Consider the following 19027-nt stretch of genomic DNA (forward strand, 5'->3'; position numbering starts at 1 on the left):
GCCCCGCCCCGGGCGGATGGTCGAAACGTGTCCGCCCTCGACCTGGGAAAGCTGGCGCTCATCGTCGCCGCCCCCACCCTGATCGGCGCCGCCGTGATCTACGCCCCACGCTGGTGCGGCGTCGTCGCGGACCGCTGGCGCCTGATGCACCCACCCCCGCCCCAGCCGGTGGGCCCACCCATCGAACAGCTGGCCGCCGACCTGCGCCGCCTGCTGCGCCTGCACAGCGAGCTGACCGCCTCCGCCCATCTGGCCATGCGGGCCCACCGCCTGTGGGCGGTCGAGGCCGCCATCGCCACCCGGGCCGTGGAGGCGGCCCGGGCCCTGGACGTGCCCCACCCCGAGCCGGCCATCCCGGGCGCCCTGACCCGCCGCGAGCTGCTCGACCTGCTGACCGCGCTCTCCATCGCCGGCTTGACCCTCCCGTCGAAGGTGGGCCCCTTCACCTCGGACGGCCGCTTCTGACTCGGCTCGACCGATGACTCGGTGCGGCTCACCGAGTCGGTAGGAGCATGACCGAGCTGAGCCCCGAACGCGCCCGCCAAGCCATCGTCGACCACACTCACCGCCTGGCCGGCGCGGCCACCGCGGCCGGACCCGGCACCCCGGTGCCGACCGCCCCCGAGTGGACCGTCACCGACCTGGTCGCCCACGTCGGCCAGACCCATCACTGGGTCGCCGACATGATCGAGCGGCGCATCACCGACCCCGCCGAGCTCCCCACCGAGATGGCCGGGGTCCCCACCGACCCCGGCGAGTGGCCGGCCTGGCTGTCGAGGTCCGCCGAGCGGGTCGCGACCGCCTGCGCTCTCGACGTCCCGGTCTTCAACGCCGCCGGCGACGAGCGCTCCGGCACGCAGTTCTGGCGGTCCACAGTCCTCAACGAGACAGTCGTCCACGGCGCCGACGCCGCCAACGCCGCCGGCCGGCGACTCGACGTAGCGTCCGACATCGCCGCCGCCCTGATCACCAACCATCTGGCGATGCTCACCTCCCCCACCTGGGAGATGCGGCGCCCCGAGTCGGCCCACGCCCTGCGCGGCACCGGCCAGACCTTGCAGTGGCAGGCTTCCGACGTCGAGGCCGGCTGGTTCATCGAGCGTCTCCCGGCCGGCGCCACCTGGCACCCCGCCACCCGCCCGGCCGACGTGACGGTGACCGGCCCGGCCGGCTCCCTGCTGCTCATCATGACCCGCCGGCTCCCGCTCACCCACGCCACCGACGTCGACCTCGACGGCGACACGGCCCTCGCCCAGCACTGGCTCGACAACACAGCCCACGTCGCCGATTGACGCGCCCCGATCGTAGATCCGCACAGGGGAAAGAGGACCGGCGCCGACAGGGTGATGGCCATGTCGTCTGAAGTCACAGCGGCATGGATCGCCGCTATCGCCGCCGGCGCGGCAGCCGCGGTGAACATCTACTTCAGCCTGGCCACCGAGCGACGCCGGCGAGACGCGGAGATGATGGTGACCGCGCCGGCCTACTTCGAAGGTCCTTCCCGCTCCTGACGACGACATGAGGAAGCGGATCGAGTCGGCGGTCGAGCGATACGACCAAGACTGGCCGCATCTCACCGACAAGCAGAAAAAGGCCTACGACGGCGAATTCGTCGGCCAGATGATCGACCACGTTCGCCGACTGTGCGAAGCCCTCTAAACGGCCATCGCGGGTGGGTAGGAGGCCGGTCGTGGCTCGTACGTGGACCAGGCCGCGGCCAGGCGCCGTACGGCCTCCGTCAGGTCCTCCGGTGTGGCCAGGAAATGCAGGCGCAGGTGGTCCTGGCTGCCGCCCGACGGGTCGAGGCCCGGGCCCGGCAGGACGGCGACTCCGTGGCGCAGCGCCTGCTGGGCGAACGAGCGGGCGTCGCCGTGGGGCAGGCGCACCCACAAGGTCTGGCCGCCCTGGACGGCGGGGGCGTGCCAGGACGGCAGCGCCCGGGCCAGTTCGGACCGCAGGTGGTCGTGGCGGGTCTTCCTGAGCTGGGCCGACCGGGCCAGTTCGGGGCCCAGGTGGGGGAGCAGGCGGGCCGCCGCCAGCTGGGCGGGGACGTTGCCGCCCAGGTCGAAGACCGTGCGCATGCGGGCCAGGCGGGCGATCAGGGCGGCGGGGGCGCGGACCCAGCCGACGCGCAGGCCACCCCAGATCAGTTTGCTCAGGGAGCCGATGGTGATGATCTGGTCGTTGTGGGCGGCCAGCGGCGGCGGTGGGGTGTGGCCGGGGAAGCCCAGGTCGGCCAGGGCCTCGTCGTCGATCAGGGGGAAGCCGGCCTGGGCGACGCGGTGACGTTCTCCCGGCGGCAGGACGGCGCCCGTGGGGTTGTGGAACGTGCTGATGACGTACGCCAAAGTGGGGTTGACCTTGGTGAAGCCACGGAGATCGACCGGCAGTGTTCGGAGGACGGCGGCCTCTTCGCGGAAGGCCTCGATGGCGCCGAAGTAGGTGGGCGCCTGCACGAGCACGCGATCGCCGGGGCGGATCAGGGCCTTGGCCAGCAACGTCAGCGCCTGCTGGCCGCCGGTGGTCACCATGATCTGGTCGGGGGTGGTGGGGAGACCGCGCTCGTGGTAGCGCTCGGCCAGGGCCCGGCGCAGCGCCGGATGGCCGGTCGGGTGATAACCGATGTCGCCGGTGATGGCGGCCAGGTCCTCCAGCGACGAGGCGTAGGCCGTCAGCAGCGCCGGCGGGGGAGCGTCGGGTGCGGCACAGGCCAGCATGAGTACGCCGTCGCGCGGCTCCAGCAGGTGAAGGAACGCGGGCGCCTCGGTGGTCGGGCGCGCGGTGCCCGAGGGCGGACCGGCGACCCGGGTGCCGCTGCCCTGCCGGCGGACGATGCGGCCCTCGGCGACGAGCAGGTCGTACGCGGCGACGACCGTGCTGCGCCCCACGGCCAGGGCCGACGCCAGCGCGCGGTCCGGTGGCAGCAGCGTGCCCGGCGGCAGCTCGCCCTCGTCGATCAGCGTGCGGATGCGGGCGGTCAGCAGCAGGTAGAGCGCGCCGCGCCCGGAGGCCCAGCGGCCCAGGCGCTCGACGATGCCGATTGGTTCCATCGACAGACCAATCTAGGGGCATTGGCCCTGCCCTGGCGAGACCCTTCTCGCGGACGATCGGTGGCATGAGCTCGATGACCGCCCTGATCGACTGCACTGTCCGCTACGACCTGGCCGAGAGCACCTGCCCGCCGCTGCGTCTCACCGAGGACGACCTCGCGGGCCTGTCCGGCGTCCCACTCGGCTACGGCACCACCCGCGGCGACCTCACGCTGCGCGAGCTCATCGCCGCCGGCGCCGGGGTGACCAGTGACGACGTGCTGATCACGGTGGGCGCCATCCACGCCATGTCGCTGCTGCCGGCGAAGCACGTCCTGCTCGTCGGCCCCTGCTTCCCGCCCGCGCGCACGCTGCCGTCGTCCCGCGGCGCCAGGGTCGACGTCGTCGACGCCCGCTTCGACGAGGGTTACCGCCTGCCGCTGGACCGCATCGAGGCCGTCCTCGACCCGGCCACCGATCTGATCTCGCTTGCCTCACCCCAAAACCCTTCCGGTGTACGGGTGGAGCCTCGCGACCTGGAAGCTCTGCTCGACCTCGCCCCCACCGCAACGATCCTGGTCGACGAGACCTACCGCGAGTCCGTGTACGGCGACGCCCCGGTTCCGGCCTCCGCCGCCGCCCTGTCACCGAGGATCGTCACGTGCTCGTCGGTCTCCAAGGCCCACGGCGCCCCCGGCCTGCGCCTGGGCTGGCTGACCACCACCGATCCCGGGCTGTACGAGCAGGCCCGCACCGCCAAGTTCGAGACCACCATCGCCTGCTCCACGATCGACGAGCACCTGGCCACCCGGGTCCTGCGCCGCGGCACCACCAGCGGCCCGTTCCTGCGGTCCGCCCTCGACGTGGTGCTGCGCTGGGCCGCCGACCACCCCGTCGAGATCGTCACCCCCGACGGCGGCCCGCTCTGCTGCCTGCGCCTGCCCGCCGGCCTGGACATGGACAAGTTCCACGCCACCCTGAGCGAGGCCGACACCCGGGTGGCCCCCGGCGCCTGGTTCGGCGAGGACGACCACATCGTCCGGGTCGGCTTCGGCCACCTCAGCCTGCCCGACCTCGCCCAGGCGCTGGCCAACGTGGCAATGGCACTCTGAACGCATGGATTTCCGTCTTCGTAGTGCCGTCGACGCGAGTGTCGGCTGGTATGAGGACCTGTGCACGCTGCACGGGGTCGGATCGGCGCTGGCCGACGGCTTGTGGAGCTCGCTGGAGCCCCCGCCGCCGCTGCACTCGGACGCGGTGGCGGTCGAGCCGGAGGTGACAGCGGACCAGGTCCTCGCGCGCCTCGAAAGGCGGGAGCGCTGCGGGGTCAAGGACAGCTTCGCGACCATGGACCTGACCGCGGACGGCTTCGACCTGCTCTTCTCGGCCACCTGGTTCCATCGCGAAGCCGGTCCGCGGCGCCGTGCCGCGCCCACCGCCTGGACCGCGGTGACCGGCGTGGAGCAGTTGGCCGAGTGGACCAGCCACCACGACACGCGCGACGTCCTGCTGCCGCCACTGCTGCGGCGCGCCCACTTCCGCATCCTGGCCCGCTACGCCGACGGCCACATCGTCGCCGGCGCGGTCGCCCGCCTCGGCAGCGGCACCGTCGACGTGTCGAATGTGTACGCCGTCCCCGGCCACCACGTCGACTGGCAGGAGCTGGCCGACGCCGTCGGCGCGTTCTTCCCGGGCCGCCCCCTGGTCGGCTACGAGCGCGGCGAGGCGCTCACCGCCGCCCTGGACGGCGGCTTCACCGCCGTGGGCGAGCTGAACGTCTTCACCCGCGGCCTTCAGTAGCCGGGCCCCACGACGCTGATGGTGCCGAGCTCCTGGAACTCGTCGTGCCGGAACCGGTCGAGCAGCCGGCGATAGCCGTCGTCGACAGTGGCCGGGGGATAGATGCCGAACGGGCTCAGGATGACACTCGACCCCAGCCATTCCAGGGCCCGCATCAGTGGCACCCGGATCGCGGCCACCGTCAGCCCGGTCCCCTCCATAGCGTGGGGCCGGATGAGATAACCGTGCTGGGCGTGCGGCCGGACGTAGTAGGAGGGCGCCGCGACCCGCAGGTCGATCACGCGCCCTTTCTCGGGGAAGAGCCACAGGCCCGGGCACTCCTGGGTCGCGCCCAGCCCCTCCAGCGTGATCGACAGGACGTAGACGTAGTCCTCGCCGGCGTCGTGGATGTTGCGCTTGACCACGTGCAGATAGCGGCCCTCAGTAGTGAAATGGTGGCAGGCGAACCAGAGCGCGATCCAGATGTTGTCGACCACGTCGAGCCAGCGGGTGCGGATGCCGTAGTGCTGAAGCAGCGGCTCCGCGGCGTAGTGGGGCACCCCGCTGCCGAGCAGGGAGTCGCGGGATACGTCCCGGCCGAGCTTGACCGGGCACCGCACCGTCCGGTGCTTCGACCCGTCACACGGCCACGCGGCCACCTGGCTGACGAAGCGCTCGACCTTCTCGTCCCGGCCCTGCCGCTTCCGGGCGCCCCGCATCAGCGAGGGCTGAAGCTTCCCCTCGTACAGGGAGGACTGCCCGCGCAGAAAGGTGCTGCCACTGAGCCGGTACTTCAGATATCCCAGCGCTTGAATCAGCCCCGGAAGCGAGTCGGCCTGCAGCGAGTCGATCTCTCCGGCCGGAGTGGAAAGCCGGCACAGCGAAAGCCCCGACCCGCCGATCTTGCGCAGAACTCCCGCATCGATCCACGTGATCGCCATGACCCCTCCCGCGACCGATGCTAGCGTCGAGCTTGCCGGGCGGTGCGACAGTGCGTCCATGGGCATGGATTTCGGCAAGCCGAGACACCGCGAGTATCGACCGCCCCAAGAGTCTTCGGGAGAGCTGCCACCGCTCGCGCCCGTCACCATGCCGCGGCCGGTGCGGATGTCGGTCGAGTCGCTCGAGGGCCGCCACCCAGTTGCCGAAGGCATCCGCGCGTTCGGTGAGAACGTCGCCGAACAAGCCGCGTGGAGCGCCGCCAAGCATTTCGCTGACGCGGTCGCGCCCGGCGCGGGGCTGATCGTCGGCGCGTCCTACGTCGCGATCAAGGCCCTTGGCGCGGTGACCGGCGCCAACGTCGGCCGGGGCTTCATGGTCGTGATTCCCGCACAGGTTCCGGGAACCGAACTCGCGTTCTCCGTGGGGGTGCGGCAGGCGTCCGATTCGTTCGGCGTCCAGTTCCGCGTCGACCTGATGGATGATGCCTACTTCGAGGGCGCACCCGCCGAGCCACCCGCGCCGAACCACGGTTCGTGGCCCGGCGAGTGGACGTTGGAATACGGGCTGGCCGGGATCCGTGATCATGGTGCGGTCCTCAGCCGTGTCGTCCCGCTGCCCGGCGGTGTCCCGCGGTTCGCGGACCGGCCCGGCTCGGCCAGTCAGGCTGTTTGGGATATGTCGGCCGCGCGTCGGTGGCGGGTCAGGGTGCCCGGCTGCGATCCGCTTTACGTCACTCGGTGAAGCGGCTCGAGCCCAGGATCTTCTTGATGTCGACCTCGATCACGACGCGCTGGGGGTTGGGGCGCGGGGTGCGGTAGCGGACCGCGTAGCGCTTCTCGGCCTCGGTTACGGAGGAAGGGTCGTCTCGGACCACGGCCAGGCCCTCCACGGTCGTCCAGCGGGGGCCTTCGACCTGGCAGATCGCCACGCGGGACTGGCCGTTGCGGACGTGGCGCACGTGGGCCGACGTCGAGGACGAGATGACCCGAGCCAGGCCGGACGCCGGGTCGAGGGTGGCGCCGACCGCGACCACGTGCGGTGAGCCGTCGGCTCGCAACGTGGTCAGCGTGCACAGGTGGCGCTCGGTCCAGAAGTCCAGCAGTTCCTGGTTGTCCAGGGAGACACGGCCGCTCAACGAATAAACCCTTTCACACTGTCTCGGCCGGGAGCCGGCCCTGTCGTACGGCGGTGGACAGCGCCGCATGGTCGCTCTCCACCTGGTCGGCGTAGGCGCGGGAGAACCGGCACAGCGCCTCGGCCAGTTTGCCGCTGCCGCCGATGTACCCCGCGATCATCGAGGCGCCACTCGTGCGGGCGTGTGATTTGGCCAGCAGGTAGCCGCAGATGCCGGCGTAGTCGGCCAGGGCGCCGGCGTCGATGCCCTCGACGACGATCGCGCCCTTCATGTCGCGGAACTGCCGCACGTAGAACTGGGTGTCGCCCACCGTCGTCCAGCCCAGCAGCGGGTCCGACACCGTCTGCAGCGCCTGCTGATATTCGACGACCCGCTGGCCCTGGTGCCGGTGCCAGGCCGAGTCGCCGTGCTGGTGGCGGGCGATGACCGAGCGGCGGGCCTGCTTGAGCTGGAGGAAGACCACGTCGTCGGAGCTGCTGCCTTCGCACAGGGCCACGTACGCCCGCAGGCCCACCGAGCCGACCCCGACGACCTTGTGCGCGATGTCGACGATGCGATATCCGGCCAGGATGCGCGCCCAGTGCGGCGGCAGCGTGTTCAGATAGCCGTCCAGCGCCTCCGCCAGCTGGTCGCGTTCCTCGTCGCTGGGGCGGGTGATCAGCGGCGGTTCCTCGACGAGCTTGGCCGAGCCGTCGCGGCGCTCGGTGAAGCGGGGCAGCGCGCGGTCGCTGGTGCGGCGGCGGGCGCGGCGGGCCGCCCGTTCGATCTCGTCGCGGAAGCTGGCCCGGCTGGCCGCCGAGCGCAGCCGGTCGACGTCGAGCTGGTCGAAGGAGCGGGCCAGCAGCGGCTGCTCGGCCAGGTGGGCGATCTGCACCTGATATTCCTCGACGCAGTGCTCGACCGCGTCGGCGCAGGCGCCCTCGCGGAAGCCGTTCTGCCGGCCGGCCACGTAGACGCTGACCGCGAGCCGGCGCAGGTCCCACTCCCACGCGCCCGGGTGGGCCTCGTCGAAGTCGTTGAGGTCGAAGACCAGTTCGCGCTCGGGCGACGCGTAGAAGCCGAAGTTGCCCAGGTGGGCGTCGCCGCAGATGACCGGCGTGATGCCGGTGGACGGAAGGCCCGCGAAGTCGTCGGCCATCACATTGGCCGAGCCGCGCAGGTAGGCGTACGGCGAAGAGATCATCCGCCCCACCCGGACCGGAATCAGCCACGGCTGGCGGCCCCGGTTCGCCTCGATCACCTGCTGGACCGGGTCGGCCCGCCCGGCCGGCGGCGTCCAGAAGGCCATCTCCGAGCGGTGCGCTCGTTCGCGCAGCGAGCGGCCCAGCTCGTACCGCTCGGCGCGCGGGCGGGCCGAGCGCCGCAGCGAGACGAAGCCGTCGTCCTGTGCCACGTCCACCACGACGTGCCCGTTACTTTGTTGCATCACGGGCCAGCCTAGAGGGGGAGGGAATCGCACACTCACCCAGCACAACCCCTCCGAGCGACGGGAAAGTGACGTCCACCTAAACGTCCGAGGAATCAGCGGGCCGCGGCCAGCCCGAACGATGACGGTGACACGTCCGGGAAGACCTGGGACAGCGAGCCGACGCCGCAGCGCTTCTGCAGGACTTCCCCGATGACCGCGCGATAGTCGGTGGTGGCGGCCAAATCTCCGGCGACCAGGGCGTCCGGCGAAAGACCGGGCCACTTCGTGAAGATCTTTCCCCCTCGTACGCCGCCACCCAGCACCAGCATGGCGTTGCCGTGCCCGTGGTCGACGCCGTGCGAGCCGTTCTCGGCCACCCGGCGGCCGAACTCGCTGACGGTCAGCAGGGTCACCGACGCCATGCCCTCGGCGCCGAGGTCGGTGGCGAACGCGGCCAGGGCCAGGGCCAGCTCGGTGAGGTTGTCGTACATCCGCTGGCCCTTGACGCCGGTGCCGAGGCCTTCGTGCATGTCCCAGTCGCCGCAGTCGACAGTGGCCGTGGCCAGGCCCACCTTCGCCTTGATCAGACGGGCCACGTCGCGCAGCGCGGTGCCCAGCTCGGTCGCCGGATAGGTGGCGCCGTTGGCCGGCGTGTAGGTGGCGCCGCGCAGCGATGCCGTGGCGGTCAGCGCCTGGTCGGCGGCGAGGGCCTGGCCGGCCTGGAGGGCGGGCGCGTCGGCGTACATGGCCCGCAGCGCGGCCGCCCGCGGCCGCTTGGCCGAGTCGCCGGCCAGGGTGAAGCCGTCGATCGAGGCCATCGAGACGTCGGGGGCGGGACCCGCGTACAGCCGGTGGGGCATGGCGTTGCCGATCGAGACGCCGGCCAGCGGGCCGGAGGCGCCGGTGACGCCGAGCATCCGGTCGAGCCAGCCGGTGCGGATCGAGGTGCCGGGTGCGGCGTTCTCCATCGCGTCCATGGCCGCGAAGTGGGAGCGGGTCGGGTTGGGCTGGCCGACGGCGTGCACCGCGGCCAGCTTGCCGCTCTGCCAGTGCGGCAGGAGTGGGGCCAGCGCCGGGTGCAGGCCGAAGGTGCCGTCGCCGGCGATGACCTGGGCCTTGGGCACGCCGATGGACGGCCGGGCCTTGTAGTAGTCGGCGTCGCCGATCGGGACGATGGCCGACAGACCGTCGAACCCGCCGCGCAGCGAGAGCACGACCAGCGTGTCCCCGGTGTAGCCGGGCGCGGCGTACGCCATCGTGGTCGAGATGCCGGTGGCGGCGACGCCGGCCAGGGCGCCCCCGAGGACCGTGCGGCGGCTGACCTGCTTCTCGCGGCAGTCGAAGGAGAACATCGGCTTCACCTCAGCTGGAAGGACGGCGAGTCGAGGACCAGGGCGATCAGGTACGGTGCGTGGCCCGCCAGGGACTTGTCGGACGCGGTCAGAGGACTGGTCGGCAGCTTGCCCGCGACACTGAGCACGGCGGCCGTGTGCGCGGCCGGAAGCTTGGCCCCGATCAGGCGTACGGCCAGCGCGTCGACCAAAGCCCCGTAGGTGTTCGGCAGCGTGGGCACCAGTGACTTGAGCAGGTCGGCGGGGCGGGTGAGCTGGCTGGGGTACCAGCCGGCGGCCAGGTTGAGGTGGTTGTTGCACCTGAGCAGGAAGCCGGACGGCGACGACCAGGCCACGGCCACGTCGGGGTAGCCGTTGGGCGGGCTCCACCGGAACGGCGCGTTCCCGGCGTTGACGGCCGCGTTGTAGAGCGCGTCGAGCGCCTTGACGCCGGACGCCTCCGGGCCGAGGCCGAGCGCGCGGATCGAGGCGATCAGGTCCTCGAACGGCGTGCGGACCTTGGCGCCGATCGACGCCGCGAACTCCGGCGACGTGAACAGGGCGCGCAGCACCGGCGTGATGGCGGTGTCGTTGTCGAGGTAGACCTTGACCAGCTTGGCGACCAGCGTGGCCGGGGCCTCGTCGGCCACGAAGCGCTGGCACAGCTTGACCGCGAGGCGCTTCGCGGTGGCCGGGTGCCGGGCCAGGTGGTCGGCGAAGGCCAGGGCGGCCGCCTCGCCGCCGCCGGCGGTCGCGTTGGCGTGCTCGAAGCCGAGGATCTTCACCGGGCCGGTGACGTGCTTGGCGCCGTCGTAGACGTAGCCGCCGGACGCGGTGACGGTCAGGCCGGTGAGCAGCCGGGCGCCGGCCTGCACGTCGGCCTCGGAGTAGACCAGGCCGACCGTGTGCAGCTCCATCAGCTCGCGGGCGTAGTTCTCGTTCGGGTTGGCCTTGGTCGAGCTGCGGTTGTCGAGATAGGTGAGCATCGCCGGGTGGCGCATCGACGCCTTGAGCATGTCGGCGAACCGGCCGAAGGCGTGCTTGCGCAGCACCTGGGCGTCGTAGTCGCAGCGGCTGTCCCAGACGCCGCTGGAGGGCGCGGTGATGTGCAGGTGGTTGGCCCAGAAGGCGACCGTGCTCTCGAACAGCTGGCGCTCGCTCCACGCGGCGCGGGCCACGGCGGCCCGGCCGAGCTGCTTGAACGCGTCGTACGAGTGCTTGGCCAGCTTGGCCCGCACGGTCGCGATCGAGGCGCCGGCCAGCGGCAGCCGGGCGATCAGGGCGTCGCAGGCGGCGTCGTTGATCTTCGAGGGGCTGAGCTGCCGGTCGAGCCAGCCCGCCACGCCGAGCTTGCGGGCCTCGGCCAGCGAGGCGGCGGTCGGGCCGAAGGTGGCGCGGCGCAGCAGGTGCGCGATCTGGTCGTCGCTGAGCAACGGGGCCGAGGAGGCGGCCGCGGCCGAGGCCGGGGGAGCGGCAACGGCAACGGCGACTGCGGTGGCGGCACCGGCGGCGAGGATCGTGCGTCGGGTCGTCATGCCAGCACCTTCGGCCCGTACGGCCGGGGAAGTCGCGGCTGCAACCGTGACTAACGCACCCGCAATCCGCCCGCACCCGTACCGCGGGGCACGAGTCGGACGTACGCTCAGGCCTGTGGATCAGGCTGAATCGGTACGCACCCCGTCCTCCTGGGTCGTCGTCGGTCTCGACAACGGCGGTACCTGCAACAACGCCACCGTGCTGGATGCCACGGGGCAATATCTCGTCGACAACCTCGTGGAAAATCCGAGTCTGGTGACCGAGGGCCCCGAGTCGGCCATCGAGGCGCTCGCCGAGGCCTTCCACAACATCCTCGAGCTGACCAGCACCCCGCTGACCCTGGTCCGCGCGGTCGGGCTGGACACGCCCGGCCCGGCCAGCGCCACCGGGGTCATCTCGTCGAAGGGCTCGACCAACTTCAATCAGAAGTCGTGGCACGGCTTCGACATCCGGGGCGCTCTCGAGGCCCGCATCGGATTGCCGGTCTTCTACGCGAACGACGCCAACGCCGCCGCTCTGTATGCGCATTACCGGCTGTTCGGCGACGAGGCCGCGACCAAGTCGTCGGTGGCCGCGATCGTCGGCACCGGGCTGGGTGGCGGCGTCGTCGAGAACGGCAAGGTGGTCAGCGGCGCGGCCGGCATGGCCGGTGAGCTCGGCCACGTGCAGATCCCGCTGCACGGCGTGCTCGAGGACGACCAGCCGGTGCCCCAGTGCAACTGCGGTTTCTCCGGCGACGTCGAGAGCCTGGCCTCGCTGACCGGCATCAAGAAGAACCTGTTGCCGTACTGGCTGACGAAGTTCCCCGACCACCCGCTCGCCGCCGAGCCGATCCCCAAGGCGGCCAAACTGCTGCGGGGGTACGGGGAGAAGGACGATCCGCTGGCCCTTGCGGTGTTCGGCCAGCAGGCCAAGGCGATCGGCAAGCTGTTCACGATCGCCGCCAACTTCACCGACCCGGACGCCTACCTGCTGGGCGGCGGCGTCGTGGAGGCCGCCCCCCGGTTCCGGCAGTGGTTCCTCAACGCGGTCCGCGAGAGCACCGAGCTGCGCGCCGAGCAGCAGGCGGCCGCCACCTTCGCCCTCGTGGCCGACCTCGACATGGCCGGCGCCCGCGGTGCGGCCGTGGCCGCGCTCGAGTCCGTACGGGCACAAGGTTTGTAGAGGCTGTTAAGCATTATCGACACACATAGATATTGACGGTCGTCTTCAGTAACGTCCTGAATGCCATCCGTGACGGGGGTCATGGAGAGGCTGAAGGGGGAACTGAATGCGACGGAGCATCGCCGCCCTGTCCGCGACCGCGCTCGGCCTGGCGCTCATCACGCCGGGCGCGGCCCAAGCCGAACCGAAGTCCGACGACCTCTCCGCGGCCGACAAGGCCTCGCTGGCGGTCGGCATCGGCGTGGTGCCCAAGGCGCCGTACGGCTCGAAGCCCAAGGGTGTGAACCCGTACCTGGCCGAGGTGACCGACGCGGCCAAGGTCGACTACTCGGGCTGGGCCAACTACATGAAGACCCAGTCCAAGACCAAGCAGGCCCAGCGAGTCAAGTCTCTCGCCGCTTCCTCGGCCAAGGCCGCCACCCCGGCCGTGGTGGTCGACGAGGACGAGCTCGACGGCACGTCCGGCGGGAACGACATCCCGGCCAACGCCCAGCGTGTCAACGGCTACGGCACGGGCGCCGGGCAGTACCCGAACATCCGCATCCTCGGCAGCCTGGACAACGAGGCCGTGACCACGCCGACCGTGGCCGCCCCGCCCGAGGACAACGGCTCGATCACGCTGGCCGGCGCCACCGGCATCGGCGCGGGCCGCAGCGGCGCGACCATCGACTCGCAGATCGGCGACGGCCCGCACGGCCGCCAGACCGGCGACGGCAGCAACGACTTCGACTTCTACAAGATCACCGCGCCGGCCGGCAAGGTGCTCACCCTCTCCACCGCCACCCCGACCGGGCCGCTGGACACCGTGCTCCAGCTGTTCGCGCCGGACGGCACCGTGCTCGCCGTGAACGACGACTTCACCGGGCTCGACAGCCGGATCACCTACCGGGTGACCACCGGCGGCGACTTCTACCTGGCCGTGGCCGCGTACGGCGGCCTGCCGGCCGACCCGTTCGACTCCGGCAGCGGCGGCGGCATCGGCGACCCGACCCCGCCGACCGAGGGCCCGTACACCCTGACCCTCACCTCGGGCGGCGTCGACCAGGACTTCTTCGCCGTCAAGCTCAAGGCCGGCGACGTCATCGGCGGCTCGGTGAAGGGCTCGGCCACCTACCTGACCGTGTACGACACGGTGCCGCGCGAGGTGCACGGCTCCGACCAGGACGCGTCGTACATCTACCCGGTCGACTCGCCGCTGCCCGCCGGCGGCAACGCGGTCACCGACTACGTGGCGACCAAGGCCGGCTGGCACTACATCGGCGTGGCCAGCGGTTCCGGCGCGTACGACATCACGGTCGAGGCCTACCGGCCGGTGCTCCAGGGCGCCAAGCCGGTGCAGACGCTCTACCTGGACTTCGACGGGGCCCGGGTCAACACCGGCGTCTTCGGCGGTCCCGGCAACCGCGACCTGACCGCGTTCTCGGCCTTCCTGACCAGCTGGGGCCTGACCCGCGCCGACGAGGACGCGGTGATCGACGCCGTGGTCGCCGGTGTCACCGAGAACATCAAGACCGACCTCGAGCAGAGCGGCCTCAACAGCCGCTTCAAGATCAAGATCGCCAACAGCAAGGACAACGCCGACGTCTGGGGCAAGGCGAACGTCAGCCGCGTCGTGGTCGGCGGCACCATCGAGGAGTCCGGCGTCGACACGATCGGCATCGCGCAGAGCATCGACCCCGGCAACTTCGAGACCGAGGAGACCGCGCTCGTGCTGCTCGACGTGCTCAGCGCGCCCGCCGGCGACTCGGCGGCCTCGCTGAACACCTATCTCACGCCGCAGAGCGACCGGATCCGCTTCGTCGCCCAGGCGCTGAGCAACGTGATCTCGCACGAGGCCGGTCACTTCTTCGGCGACTTCCACACCGACAACCAGGACGCGATCCCGAACCTTCAGGACGCGGGCGGCACCGGCTTCGCCACCCTGTTCGGCGTGGGCCCGGACGGCGTCGGCGGCACCGCGGACGACATCGACGTCGACTTCGGTGAGGACGCCTTCCTGCCCGCCGAGGGCTTCACCGGCACCGAGGACACCTTGGGCCGCATCGTCTTCGGTGTGACCAGCTAGACCGTCCAGGTGGAGGCTGCCCTATTCCTTGAGGGCGGCCTCCACGTCGGGGTACAAAGCCAGATAGTCAGTCAGGCCCAGGGTGTCGAACAGGCGCCGCAGGAAACCGCTCGGCGCGGCCAGGCGCACCCAGCCGTCCCGCTCGGAGGCGCGGGCATGCGCGGTGACCAGCACGCCGACGCCCATGGAGTCGCAGAAGTCGAGGCCGGCCACGTCGACCACGACCCGGGGCGAGGGCCGTTCGACGAGCCGGTTGAGGTTCGCCTTGAGAGCGGGCGCGGTGTCGATGTCGAGGGAACCGCGCAGGACGACAACGGCCGTGTTCGGGGGGTGGTGCGCGACCGAGACCTGCATGGGGGGTGTCGCTTTCGGTGGGGCTTCGATGGAAGTCTCAGCCTAGGGGAGGCGGGCCGCAATGGCCGAATCGACTACCGGGCAGTAGCTTGTTGCCATGGCAAACAAGGGTGATGTCGTCGACGACTTCGAGCTGCCCGACCAGGACGGCGTGCCCCGCCGGCTGAGCGCTCTGCTCGCCGACGGCCCGGTGGTCCTTTTCTTCTACCCCGCCGCTCTCAGCTCCGGCTGCACCGCCGAGGCCTGCAACTTCCGCGATCTGGCGGCCGAGTTCCGCGCCGCCGGAGCGCAGCGCGTCGGCATCAGCCGCGACGAAGTCACCAAACAGAAGGCCTTTTCCGACAAGCACGACTTCGACTACCCGTTGCTCAGCGATCCGGCCAACAGCGTCGCCGCGAAGCTGGGTGTCAAGCGCAAGCTCCCGCTCGGCCCGCTCAGCACGAAGCGGATGACCTTTGTGATCGACACGGACCGCACGATCCTCGAGGTCATCCACTCCGAGACAAACATGAACGACCACGCTCTGCTGGCTTTGGCCTCGCTCCGCTCGGCGGGAACTTCGCCCCGGAAGGTCGATGCCGAGGACACCGAAAATGGCCTCGGCTCCGCCTAGCCATTTTCGGCGCCCTCGACATCGACGGGCGAAGTTCGGTGCGTGGTTCTCTGCGTCTAAAGTTATTATTTGTTAGTTTTGTTTGTTAAATGCTGTTCTTCCAGGCCCGGCCCGACCGGCCGATCAGGCGGTCGGCGTCGGCCGGGCCCCACGAGGCGGCCTCGTAGGTGGGGATCGGCGAGTGGTCGTTGGCCCAGTGCTCGATGATCGGGTCGACGACCCGCCACGACTGCTCGACCTCGTCGGCGCGGATGAACAGCGTGGAGTCGCCGACCAGAGCGTCGAGCAGCAGCCGCTCGTAGGCCTCGGGCGACTCCTCGGCGAAGGTCTGCTCGTACGAGAAGTCCATGCTGGCCGTGCGGACCCGGAACGAGTGGCCCGGCACCTTGGCCCCGAAGCGCAGCGAGATGCCCTCGTTGGGCTGGATGCGCAGGATCAGCGCGTCGGCCTCGAGGTCGGTGAGCTGGTTGGCCGGGATCGGCAGGTGCGGCGGGCGCTGGAACTGCAGGGCCACCTCGGTCACGCGGGCCGGGAGCCGCTTGCCGGTGCGCACGTAGAACGGGACGCCGGCCCAGCGCCAGTTGTCGACGTTGAGCCGCATGGCCGCGTACGTCTCCGTGCGCGACAGCGGGTCGACGCCGGTCTCCTCGCGATAGCCGGCCATCAGCTCCTCGCGGGTGCCGCCCCGCGTGTACTGGCCGCGGACCGCCAGGTCGGCGATGTCGCGGTTGGTGGGCAGCCGGATCGCCTGGAGGAGTTTCGCCTTCTCGTTGCGCAGGCCCTCGGCCTCGAACGACGCCGGCGGCTCCATCAGGGCCAGCGCGAGCACCTGGAGCACGTGGTTCTGCACGATGTCGCGCATGGCGCCGGCGTGCTCGTAGAAGCCGCCGCGGGTGCCGACGCCGAGCGTCTCGGCCACCGTGATCTGCACGTGGTCGACCCACGAGCGGTCCCAGATGGGCTGGAAGATGGAGTTGGCGAAGCGCAGGGCCAGAACGTTCTGGACCGTGTCCTTGCCCAAGTAGTGGTCGATGCGGAAGACCTGGTGCTCGTCGAAGGCGCTGTGCACGACGCCGTCGAGCTCGCGGGCGGTCGGCAGGTCGCGGCCGTACGGCTTCTCGATGACCAGCCGGGAGAAGGAGCCCTCCGGCGCGTGGTTGAGCCCGGCCCCGGCCAGCCCGTTGATCACCGGCTTGAACGCCTCGGCCGGGGTCGAGAGGTAGAACAGCCGGTTACCGGCCGTGCCGCGGGTGGCGTCGAGCTCGTCGAGGGTCTCGGCCAGCCGCTTGTACGTCTCGGGGTCGTCGTAGCCGCCCGACACGTACCGGATGCCGCCGGAGAGCTGCGCCTTGTCGCTGAGCGTGCGCCCGTCGAGCGAGCTGGCGGCGAACTGCTCGTCCTCCATCGGCGTGCGGGCCACGCCGACCAGGGCGAACTCGCCGGGAAGGCGGTTGTGCCGCGCGAGGCTCTCCACGGCCGGGAGCAGCTTGCGCCGGGTCAGGTCGCCCGACGCTCCGAAGATCACCAGCGTGGCGGGCGGAGCGCTGCGCTCCTGGATGAGCTGAGGGACGTTGTCCATGATTCTGCGTGTCCTTCGACCGTCGGGACCTTCCGGGAGAACCCTACGCAGAGTTGACCCGTCGCGGTTCAGATCCATCCCTCGATGCGACGCGGGATACAGCGACAAAAGTGGCAAAATAGGGTGAAGCATCCACCGAGGGGGATCCCGTGAAGTACCGGCTCGTGACCCGAAGCGATTTCGACGGCTTGGTCTGCGCGGTCCTGCTGCGCCACCTCGACATGATCGACGAGATCAAGTTCGTACATCCCAAGGACGTCCAGGACGGCGAGGTCGAGGTCACCGCCAACGACATTTTGACCAATTTGCCGTACGCCCCGGGCGCGCACATGGTGTTCGACCACCACCACTCCGAGACCCTGCGCAACGAGGGCAACCTGGCGAATCACGTGATCGACGCCGACGCGCCGTCGGCCGCCCGGGTCATCTACGAGCACTTCGGGGCGGCCGAGCGCTTCCCCAAGGTCTCCGACGACCTCATGAAGGCGGTCGACCAGGCCGACTCGGCCCATTACGAGCTCGACGACATTCTGCACCCCGAGGGCTGGACGCTGCTGAACTTCCTGATGGACAGCCGTACGGGGCTGGGGCGCTTCCGGGAGTTCCGGATCTCCAACTACCAGCTGATGATGCAGCTGATCGACGCCTGCATCGAGCACCAGGACGTCAACGAGATCCTCGCGCTGCCCGACGTGGCCGAGCGGGCCGAGCTGTTCCAGGCCCAGTACGACCTGTTCGTCGAGCAGCTGAAACGGGTCAGTCACCTCGAGGGCGACGTGGTCGTGGTCGACCTGCGCGAGGAGGAGGTGATCCACGCCGGGAACCGGTTCATGGTGTACGCGCTGTTCCCGGAGTCGCGGGTCTCGATGCACATCATCTGGGGCCGGCAGAAGCTCAACACCGTCTTCGCCTGCGGAAAGTCAATCCTCGACCGCACCTCGCCGGTCGACGTGGGCGAGGTCATGCTCCGCTACGGCGGGGGCGGGCACGTGGCCGCCGGCACCTGCCAGGTGCCGCACGAGGACTCCGACCGGGTCCAGCGGGAGATCATCGACGCTCTGCGGAGTCCCCGAACCGTTTCAGTGTGACTCGAGGGGTGGGGTCAGCGACCCCACCCCTCGTCCGCGAGTCGCGAACCGTGCCCAACGGTCCCACTCGCCGGTCGTGCGCCGCGCCCCACGCGCGTCATCACGACGGTTTCCCGCGTCCACCATCGCGGGAGTCTCTTGTCAGCCTTTGAAGGCCCACTTGCTGGAGCCGGCCGTGACCGGCTCCTTCTCCTCCTCTTTCGCCTCTTCCATCTCCGGCTCGTCGGGCTCGTCGTCGTCCTGCTCGGCCCGGTGCCGGCCGCGGAACATCACGACCGCGCCGCCGAGCAGCACGAGGCCGGCCACGACCCAGCCGCCGATCGACCAGATGGACGGGCCGCGCTCGGCGTCGGCCACGGTCTGCGCGAAGAGCTGCGCCTCGGCGTCGTCCGTGGTGCCGGTCGTGGTCGTACCGCCGCCGTGGGCGTTGTGCCCGGCCGGGGCACCTCCGGTGCCCGGCGTCAGCGTCAGGTCGGCCGGCGGCATCGAGGGTCCGGGTTTCCCATTTCCGTACGTGGTCACGACCGTGAACCGCATCGACGACAGGGTCGGCAGCGGCCCGATGGCCACCCGCACATCGGTGCCCTGGCCGGGAGCGAGGTCCTTGCCGGGCATCGCGATCCAGGTGATCGAGGCGGCGGTCTCGGTGGCCTTGGTGTCGCCGTGGATGGTCGGCAACGGCGTCGCGAGGTCGCGCATCTCGATCTTCGGGCCCCAGTTGTCGACCGAGAGCGGGTAGACCTCGGCCACCGGGGTGTCGTCCGGCAGTTGCAGCTTGATCGTGTGGATCGGCTGATCGCCGGTGTTGGTGACGTGGAAGGTCAGGTTCTCGCCCTCGCCCTGGGGCGCGGTGCTCGGGGAGACCGACACGTCGGCCAGGGCGGGTGCCGCGATGAGTACGCCGAACAACGCGGCGGCGGTGGGGACGCCCGCGCGGCGGGCCAGGTGGCGGTGTGTCAGGAGAAAGGGCCTCACGAGGGGTAGTTCGGATCACACGCCGGAAA

Annotated in this window: 20 protein-coding genes; 11 read left to right on the forward strand and 9 right to left on the reverse strand. The window is 70.7% G+C overall.

The window, feature by feature from the left end:
* The first annotated feature begins 27 nt into the window (after positions 1–27).
* Genes CRP55_RS16345 through CRP55_RS53070 form a run of 4 tightly spaced genes read left to right on the forward strand, consistent with a single transcriptional unit; the run spans position 28 to position 1659 of the window.
* On the forward strand, positions 28–465 hold the full coding sequence (locus CRP55_RS16345) for a hypothetical protein (RefSeq protein WP_097320905.1): 438 nt from the start codon (positions 28–30) through the stop codon (positions 463–465).
* A gap of 47 nt (positions 466–512) precedes the next feature.
* A complete protein-coding gene (locus CRP55_RS16350; RefSeq protein ID WP_097320907.1) occupies positions 513–1292 on the forward strand; it encodes a maleylpyruvate isomerase family mycothiol-dependent enzyme in 780 nt (259 codons plus the stop codon).
* Between the two features lie 60 nt (positions 1293–1352).
* Positions 1353–1511, forward strand: a complete 159-nt coding sequence (locus CRP55_RS53065; RefSeq protein WP_179855209.1) for a hypothetical protein — start codon at positions 1353–1355, stop codon at positions 1509–1511.
* 7 nt (positions 1512–1518) lie between these two features.
* Positions 1519–1659 carry a hypothetical protein gene (locus CRP55_RS53070; RefSeq protein WP_179855210.1) on the forward strand — a complete coding sequence of 47 codons (141 nt, stop codon included), beginning with the start codon at positions 1519–1521 and terminating at the stop codon, positions 1657–1659.
* On the opposite strand, the gene CRP55_RS16355 is transcribed toward CRP55_RS53070, so the two are convergent.
* Positions 1656–3050, reverse strand: a complete 1395-nt coding sequence (locus CRP55_RS16355; protein ID WP_097320909.1) for an aminotransferase-like domain-containing protein — start codon at positions 3048–3050, stop codon at positions 1656–1658. The two genes, CRP55_RS53070 and CRP55_RS16355, sit on opposite strands and share 4 nt — an antisense overlap.
* 65 nt (positions 3051–3115) lie before the next feature.
* On the opposite strand from CRP55_RS16355, the gene CRP55_RS16360 reads away from it, so the two are divergent.
* Positions 3116–4141 (forward strand): pyridoxal phosphate-dependent aminotransferase, encoded by a 1026-nt coding sequence (locus CRP55_RS16360; RefSeq protein WP_097320911.1) that lies wholly within the window; start codon positions 3116–3118, stop codon positions 4139–4141.
* A 4-nt stretch (positions 4142–4145) separates the two neighbouring features.
* Positions 4146–4829, forward strand: coding sequence for a hypothetical protein (locus CRP55_RS16365; protein WP_097320913.1), 684 nt, complete (start codon positions 4146–4148; stop codon positions 4827–4829).
* On the opposite strand, the gene CRP55_RS16370 is transcribed toward CRP55_RS16365, so the two are convergent.
* Positions 4823–5749: an FRG domain-containing protein gene (locus tag CRP55_RS16370; RefSeq protein ID WP_179855211.1), complete on the reverse strand. Its 927-nt coding sequence runs from the start codon at positions 5747–5749 to the stop codon at positions 4823–4825. The genes CRP55_RS16365 and CRP55_RS16370 overlap by 7 nt on opposite strands.
* A 58-nt stretch (positions 5750–5807) precedes the next feature.
* Between CRP55_RS16370 and CRP55_RS16375 the strand changes: the two genes are divergently transcribed.
* Positions 5808–6491, forward strand: a complete 684-nt coding sequence (locus CRP55_RS16375; protein WP_179855212.1) for a hypothetical protein — start codon at positions 5808–5810, stop codon at positions 6489–6491.
* Here CRP55_RS16375 and CRP55_RS16380 read toward each other — a convergent pair.
* The 4 genes from CRP55_RS16380 to CRP55_RS16395 all read right to left on the reverse strand — a co-directional run bounded on the left by CRP55_RS16380 (position 6481) and on the right by CRP55_RS16395 (position 11159).
* Positions 6481–6885, reverse strand: coding sequence for a pyridoxamine 5'-phosphate oxidase family protein (locus tag CRP55_RS16380; protein ID WP_097320920.1), 405 nt, complete (start codon positions 6883–6885; stop codon positions 6481–6483). The genes CRP55_RS16375 and CRP55_RS16380 overlap by 11 nt on opposite strands.
* A 13-nt stretch (positions 6886–6898) precedes the next feature.
* Positions 6899–8311, reverse strand: a complete 1413-nt coding sequence (locus CRP55_RS16385) for a DUF2252 domain-containing protein (RefSeq protein ID WP_097320922.1) — start codon at positions 8309–8311, stop codon at positions 6899–6901.
* A gap of 95 nt (positions 8312–8406) precedes the next feature.
* Positions 8407–9645: a DUF1501 domain-containing protein gene (locus CRP55_RS16390; protein WP_097320923.1), complete on the reverse strand. Its 1239-nt coding sequence runs from the start codon at positions 9643–9645 to the stop codon at positions 8407–8409.
* A 5-nt stretch (positions 9646–9650) separates the two neighbouring features.
* Positions 9651–11159 carry a DUF1800 domain-containing protein gene (locus CRP55_RS16395; RefSeq protein ID WP_097320926.1) on the reverse strand — a complete coding sequence of 503 codons (1509 nt, stop codon included), beginning with the start codon at positions 11157–11159 and terminating at the stop codon, positions 9651–9653.
* 115 nt (positions 11160–11274) lie between these two features.
* On the opposite strand from CRP55_RS16395, the gene CRP55_RS16400 reads away from it, so the two are divergent.
* Both CRP55_RS16400 and CRP55_RS16405 read left to right on the forward strand, forming a co-directional pair.
* Positions 11275–12324 (forward strand): ROK family protein, encoded by a 1050-nt coding sequence (locus CRP55_RS16400; RefSeq protein WP_179855213.1) that lies wholly within the window; start codon positions 11275–11277, stop codon positions 12322–12324.
* 106 nt (positions 12325–12430) lie between these two features.
* Positions 12431–14389 carry a PPC domain-containing protein gene (locus tag CRP55_RS16405; protein ID WP_097320930.1) on the forward strand — a complete coding sequence of 653 codons (1959 nt, stop codon included), beginning with the start codon at positions 12431–12433 and terminating at the stop codon, positions 14387–14389.
* A 21-nt stretch (positions 14390–14410) separates the two neighbouring features.
* Here CRP55_RS16405 and CRP55_RS16410 read toward each other — a convergent pair whose 3' ends face one another.
* Positions 14411–14743, reverse strand: coding sequence for an STAS domain-containing protein (locus CRP55_RS16410; RefSeq protein WP_097320931.1), 333 nt, complete (start codon positions 14741–14743; stop codon positions 14411–14413).
* A gap of 97 nt (positions 14744–14840) precedes the next feature.
* On the opposite strand from CRP55_RS16410, the gene CRP55_RS16415 reads away from it, so the two are divergent.
* A complete protein-coding gene (locus tag CRP55_RS16415) occupies positions 14841–15356 on the forward strand; it encodes a peroxiredoxin (protein ID WP_097320932.1) in 516 nt (171 codons plus the stop codon).
* An 85-nt stretch (positions 15357–15441) separates the two neighbouring features.
* Here CRP55_RS16415 and zwf read toward each other — a convergent pair whose 3' ends face one another.
* Positions 15442–16935: a glucose-6-phosphate dehydrogenase gene (zwf, locus tag CRP55_RS16420; protein ID WP_097320933.1), complete on the reverse strand. Its 1494-nt coding sequence runs from the start codon at positions 16933–16935 to the stop codon at positions 15442–15444.
* A gap of 164 nt (positions 16936–17099) precedes the next feature.
* Between zwf and CRP55_RS16425 the strand changes: the two genes are divergently transcribed.
* Positions 17100–18023: an exopolyphosphatase gene (locus CRP55_RS16425; RefSeq protein ID WP_245923034.1), complete on the forward strand. Its 924-nt coding sequence runs from the start codon at positions 17100–17102 to the stop codon at positions 18021–18023.
* Between the two features lie 141 nt (positions 18024–18164).
* On the opposite strand, the gene CRP55_RS16430 is transcribed toward CRP55_RS16425, so the two are convergent.
* On the reverse strand, positions 18165–18998 hold the full coding sequence (locus CRP55_RS16430; protein WP_097320935.1) for a DUF1775 domain-containing protein: 834 nt from the start codon (positions 18996–18998) through the stop codon (positions 18165–18167).
* Between the last annotated feature and the right edge of the window lie 29 nt (positions 18999–19027).

This window comes from Paractinoplanes atraurantiacus, assembly GCF_900215205.1.
GTDB lineage: Bacteria > Actinomycetota > Actinomycetes > Mycobacteriales > Micromonosporaceae > Actinoplanes > Actinoplanes atraurantiacus.

Coding starts and splice junctions, on each gene's coding strand:
- CRP55_RS16350 (WP_097320907.1), top strand. CDS start 513: ATGACCGAGCTGAGCCCCGAACGCGCCCGCCAAGCCATCGTCGACCAC.
- CRP55_RS53065 (WP_179855209.1), top strand. CDS start 1,353: ATGTCGTCTGAAGTCACAGCGGCATGGATCGCCGCTATCGCCGCCGGC.
- CRP55_RS53070 (WP_179855210.1), top strand. CDS start 1,519: ATGAGGAAGCGGATCGAGTCGGCGGTCGAGCGATACGACCAAGACTGG.
- CRP55_RS16355 (WP_097320909.1), bottom strand. CDS start 3,050: ATGGAACCAATCGGCATCGTCGAGCGCCTGGGCCGCTGGGCCTCCGGG.
- CRP55_RS16360 (WP_097320911.1), top strand. CDS start 3,116: ATGAGCTCGATGACCGCCCTGATCGACTGCACTGTCCGCTACGACCTG.
- CRP55_RS16365 (WP_097320913.1), top strand. CDS start 4,146: ATGGATTTCCGTCTTCGTAGTGCCGTCGACGCGAGTGTCGGCTGGTAT.
- CRP55_RS16370 (WP_179855211.1), bottom strand. CDS start 5,749: ATGGCGATCACGTGGATCGATGCGGGAGTTCTGCGCAAGATCGGCGGG.
- CRP55_RS16375 (WP_179855212.1), top strand. CDS start 5,808: ATGGGCATGGATTTCGGCAAGCCGAGACACCGCGAGTATCGACCGCCC.
- CRP55_RS16385 (WP_097320922.1), bottom strand. CDS start 8,311: ATGCAACAAAGTAACGGGCACGTCGTGGTGGACGTGGCACAGGACGAC.
- CRP55_RS16390 (WP_097320923.1), bottom strand. CDS start 9,645: ATGTTCTCCTTCGACTGCCGCGAGAAGCAGGTCAGCCGCCGCACGGTC.
- CRP55_RS16395 (WP_097320926.1), bottom strand. CDS start 11,159: ATGACGACCCGACGCACGATCCTCGCCGCCGGTGCCGCCACCGCAGTC.
- CRP55_RS16405 (WP_097320930.1), top strand. CDS start 12,431: ATGCGACGGAGCATCGCCGCCCTGTCCGCGACCGCGCTCGGCCTGGCG.
- CRP55_RS16410 (WP_097320931.1), bottom strand. CDS start 14,743: ATGCAGGTCTCGGTCGCGCACCACCCCCCGAACACGGCCGTTGTCGTC.
- CRP55_RS16415 (WP_097320932.1), top strand. CDS start 14,841: ATGGCAAACAAGGGTGATGTCGTCGACGACTTCGAGCTGCCCGACCAG.
- zwf (WP_097320933.1), bottom strand. CDS start 16,935: ATGGACAACGTCCCTCAGCTCATCCAGGAGCGCAGCGCTCCGCCCGCC.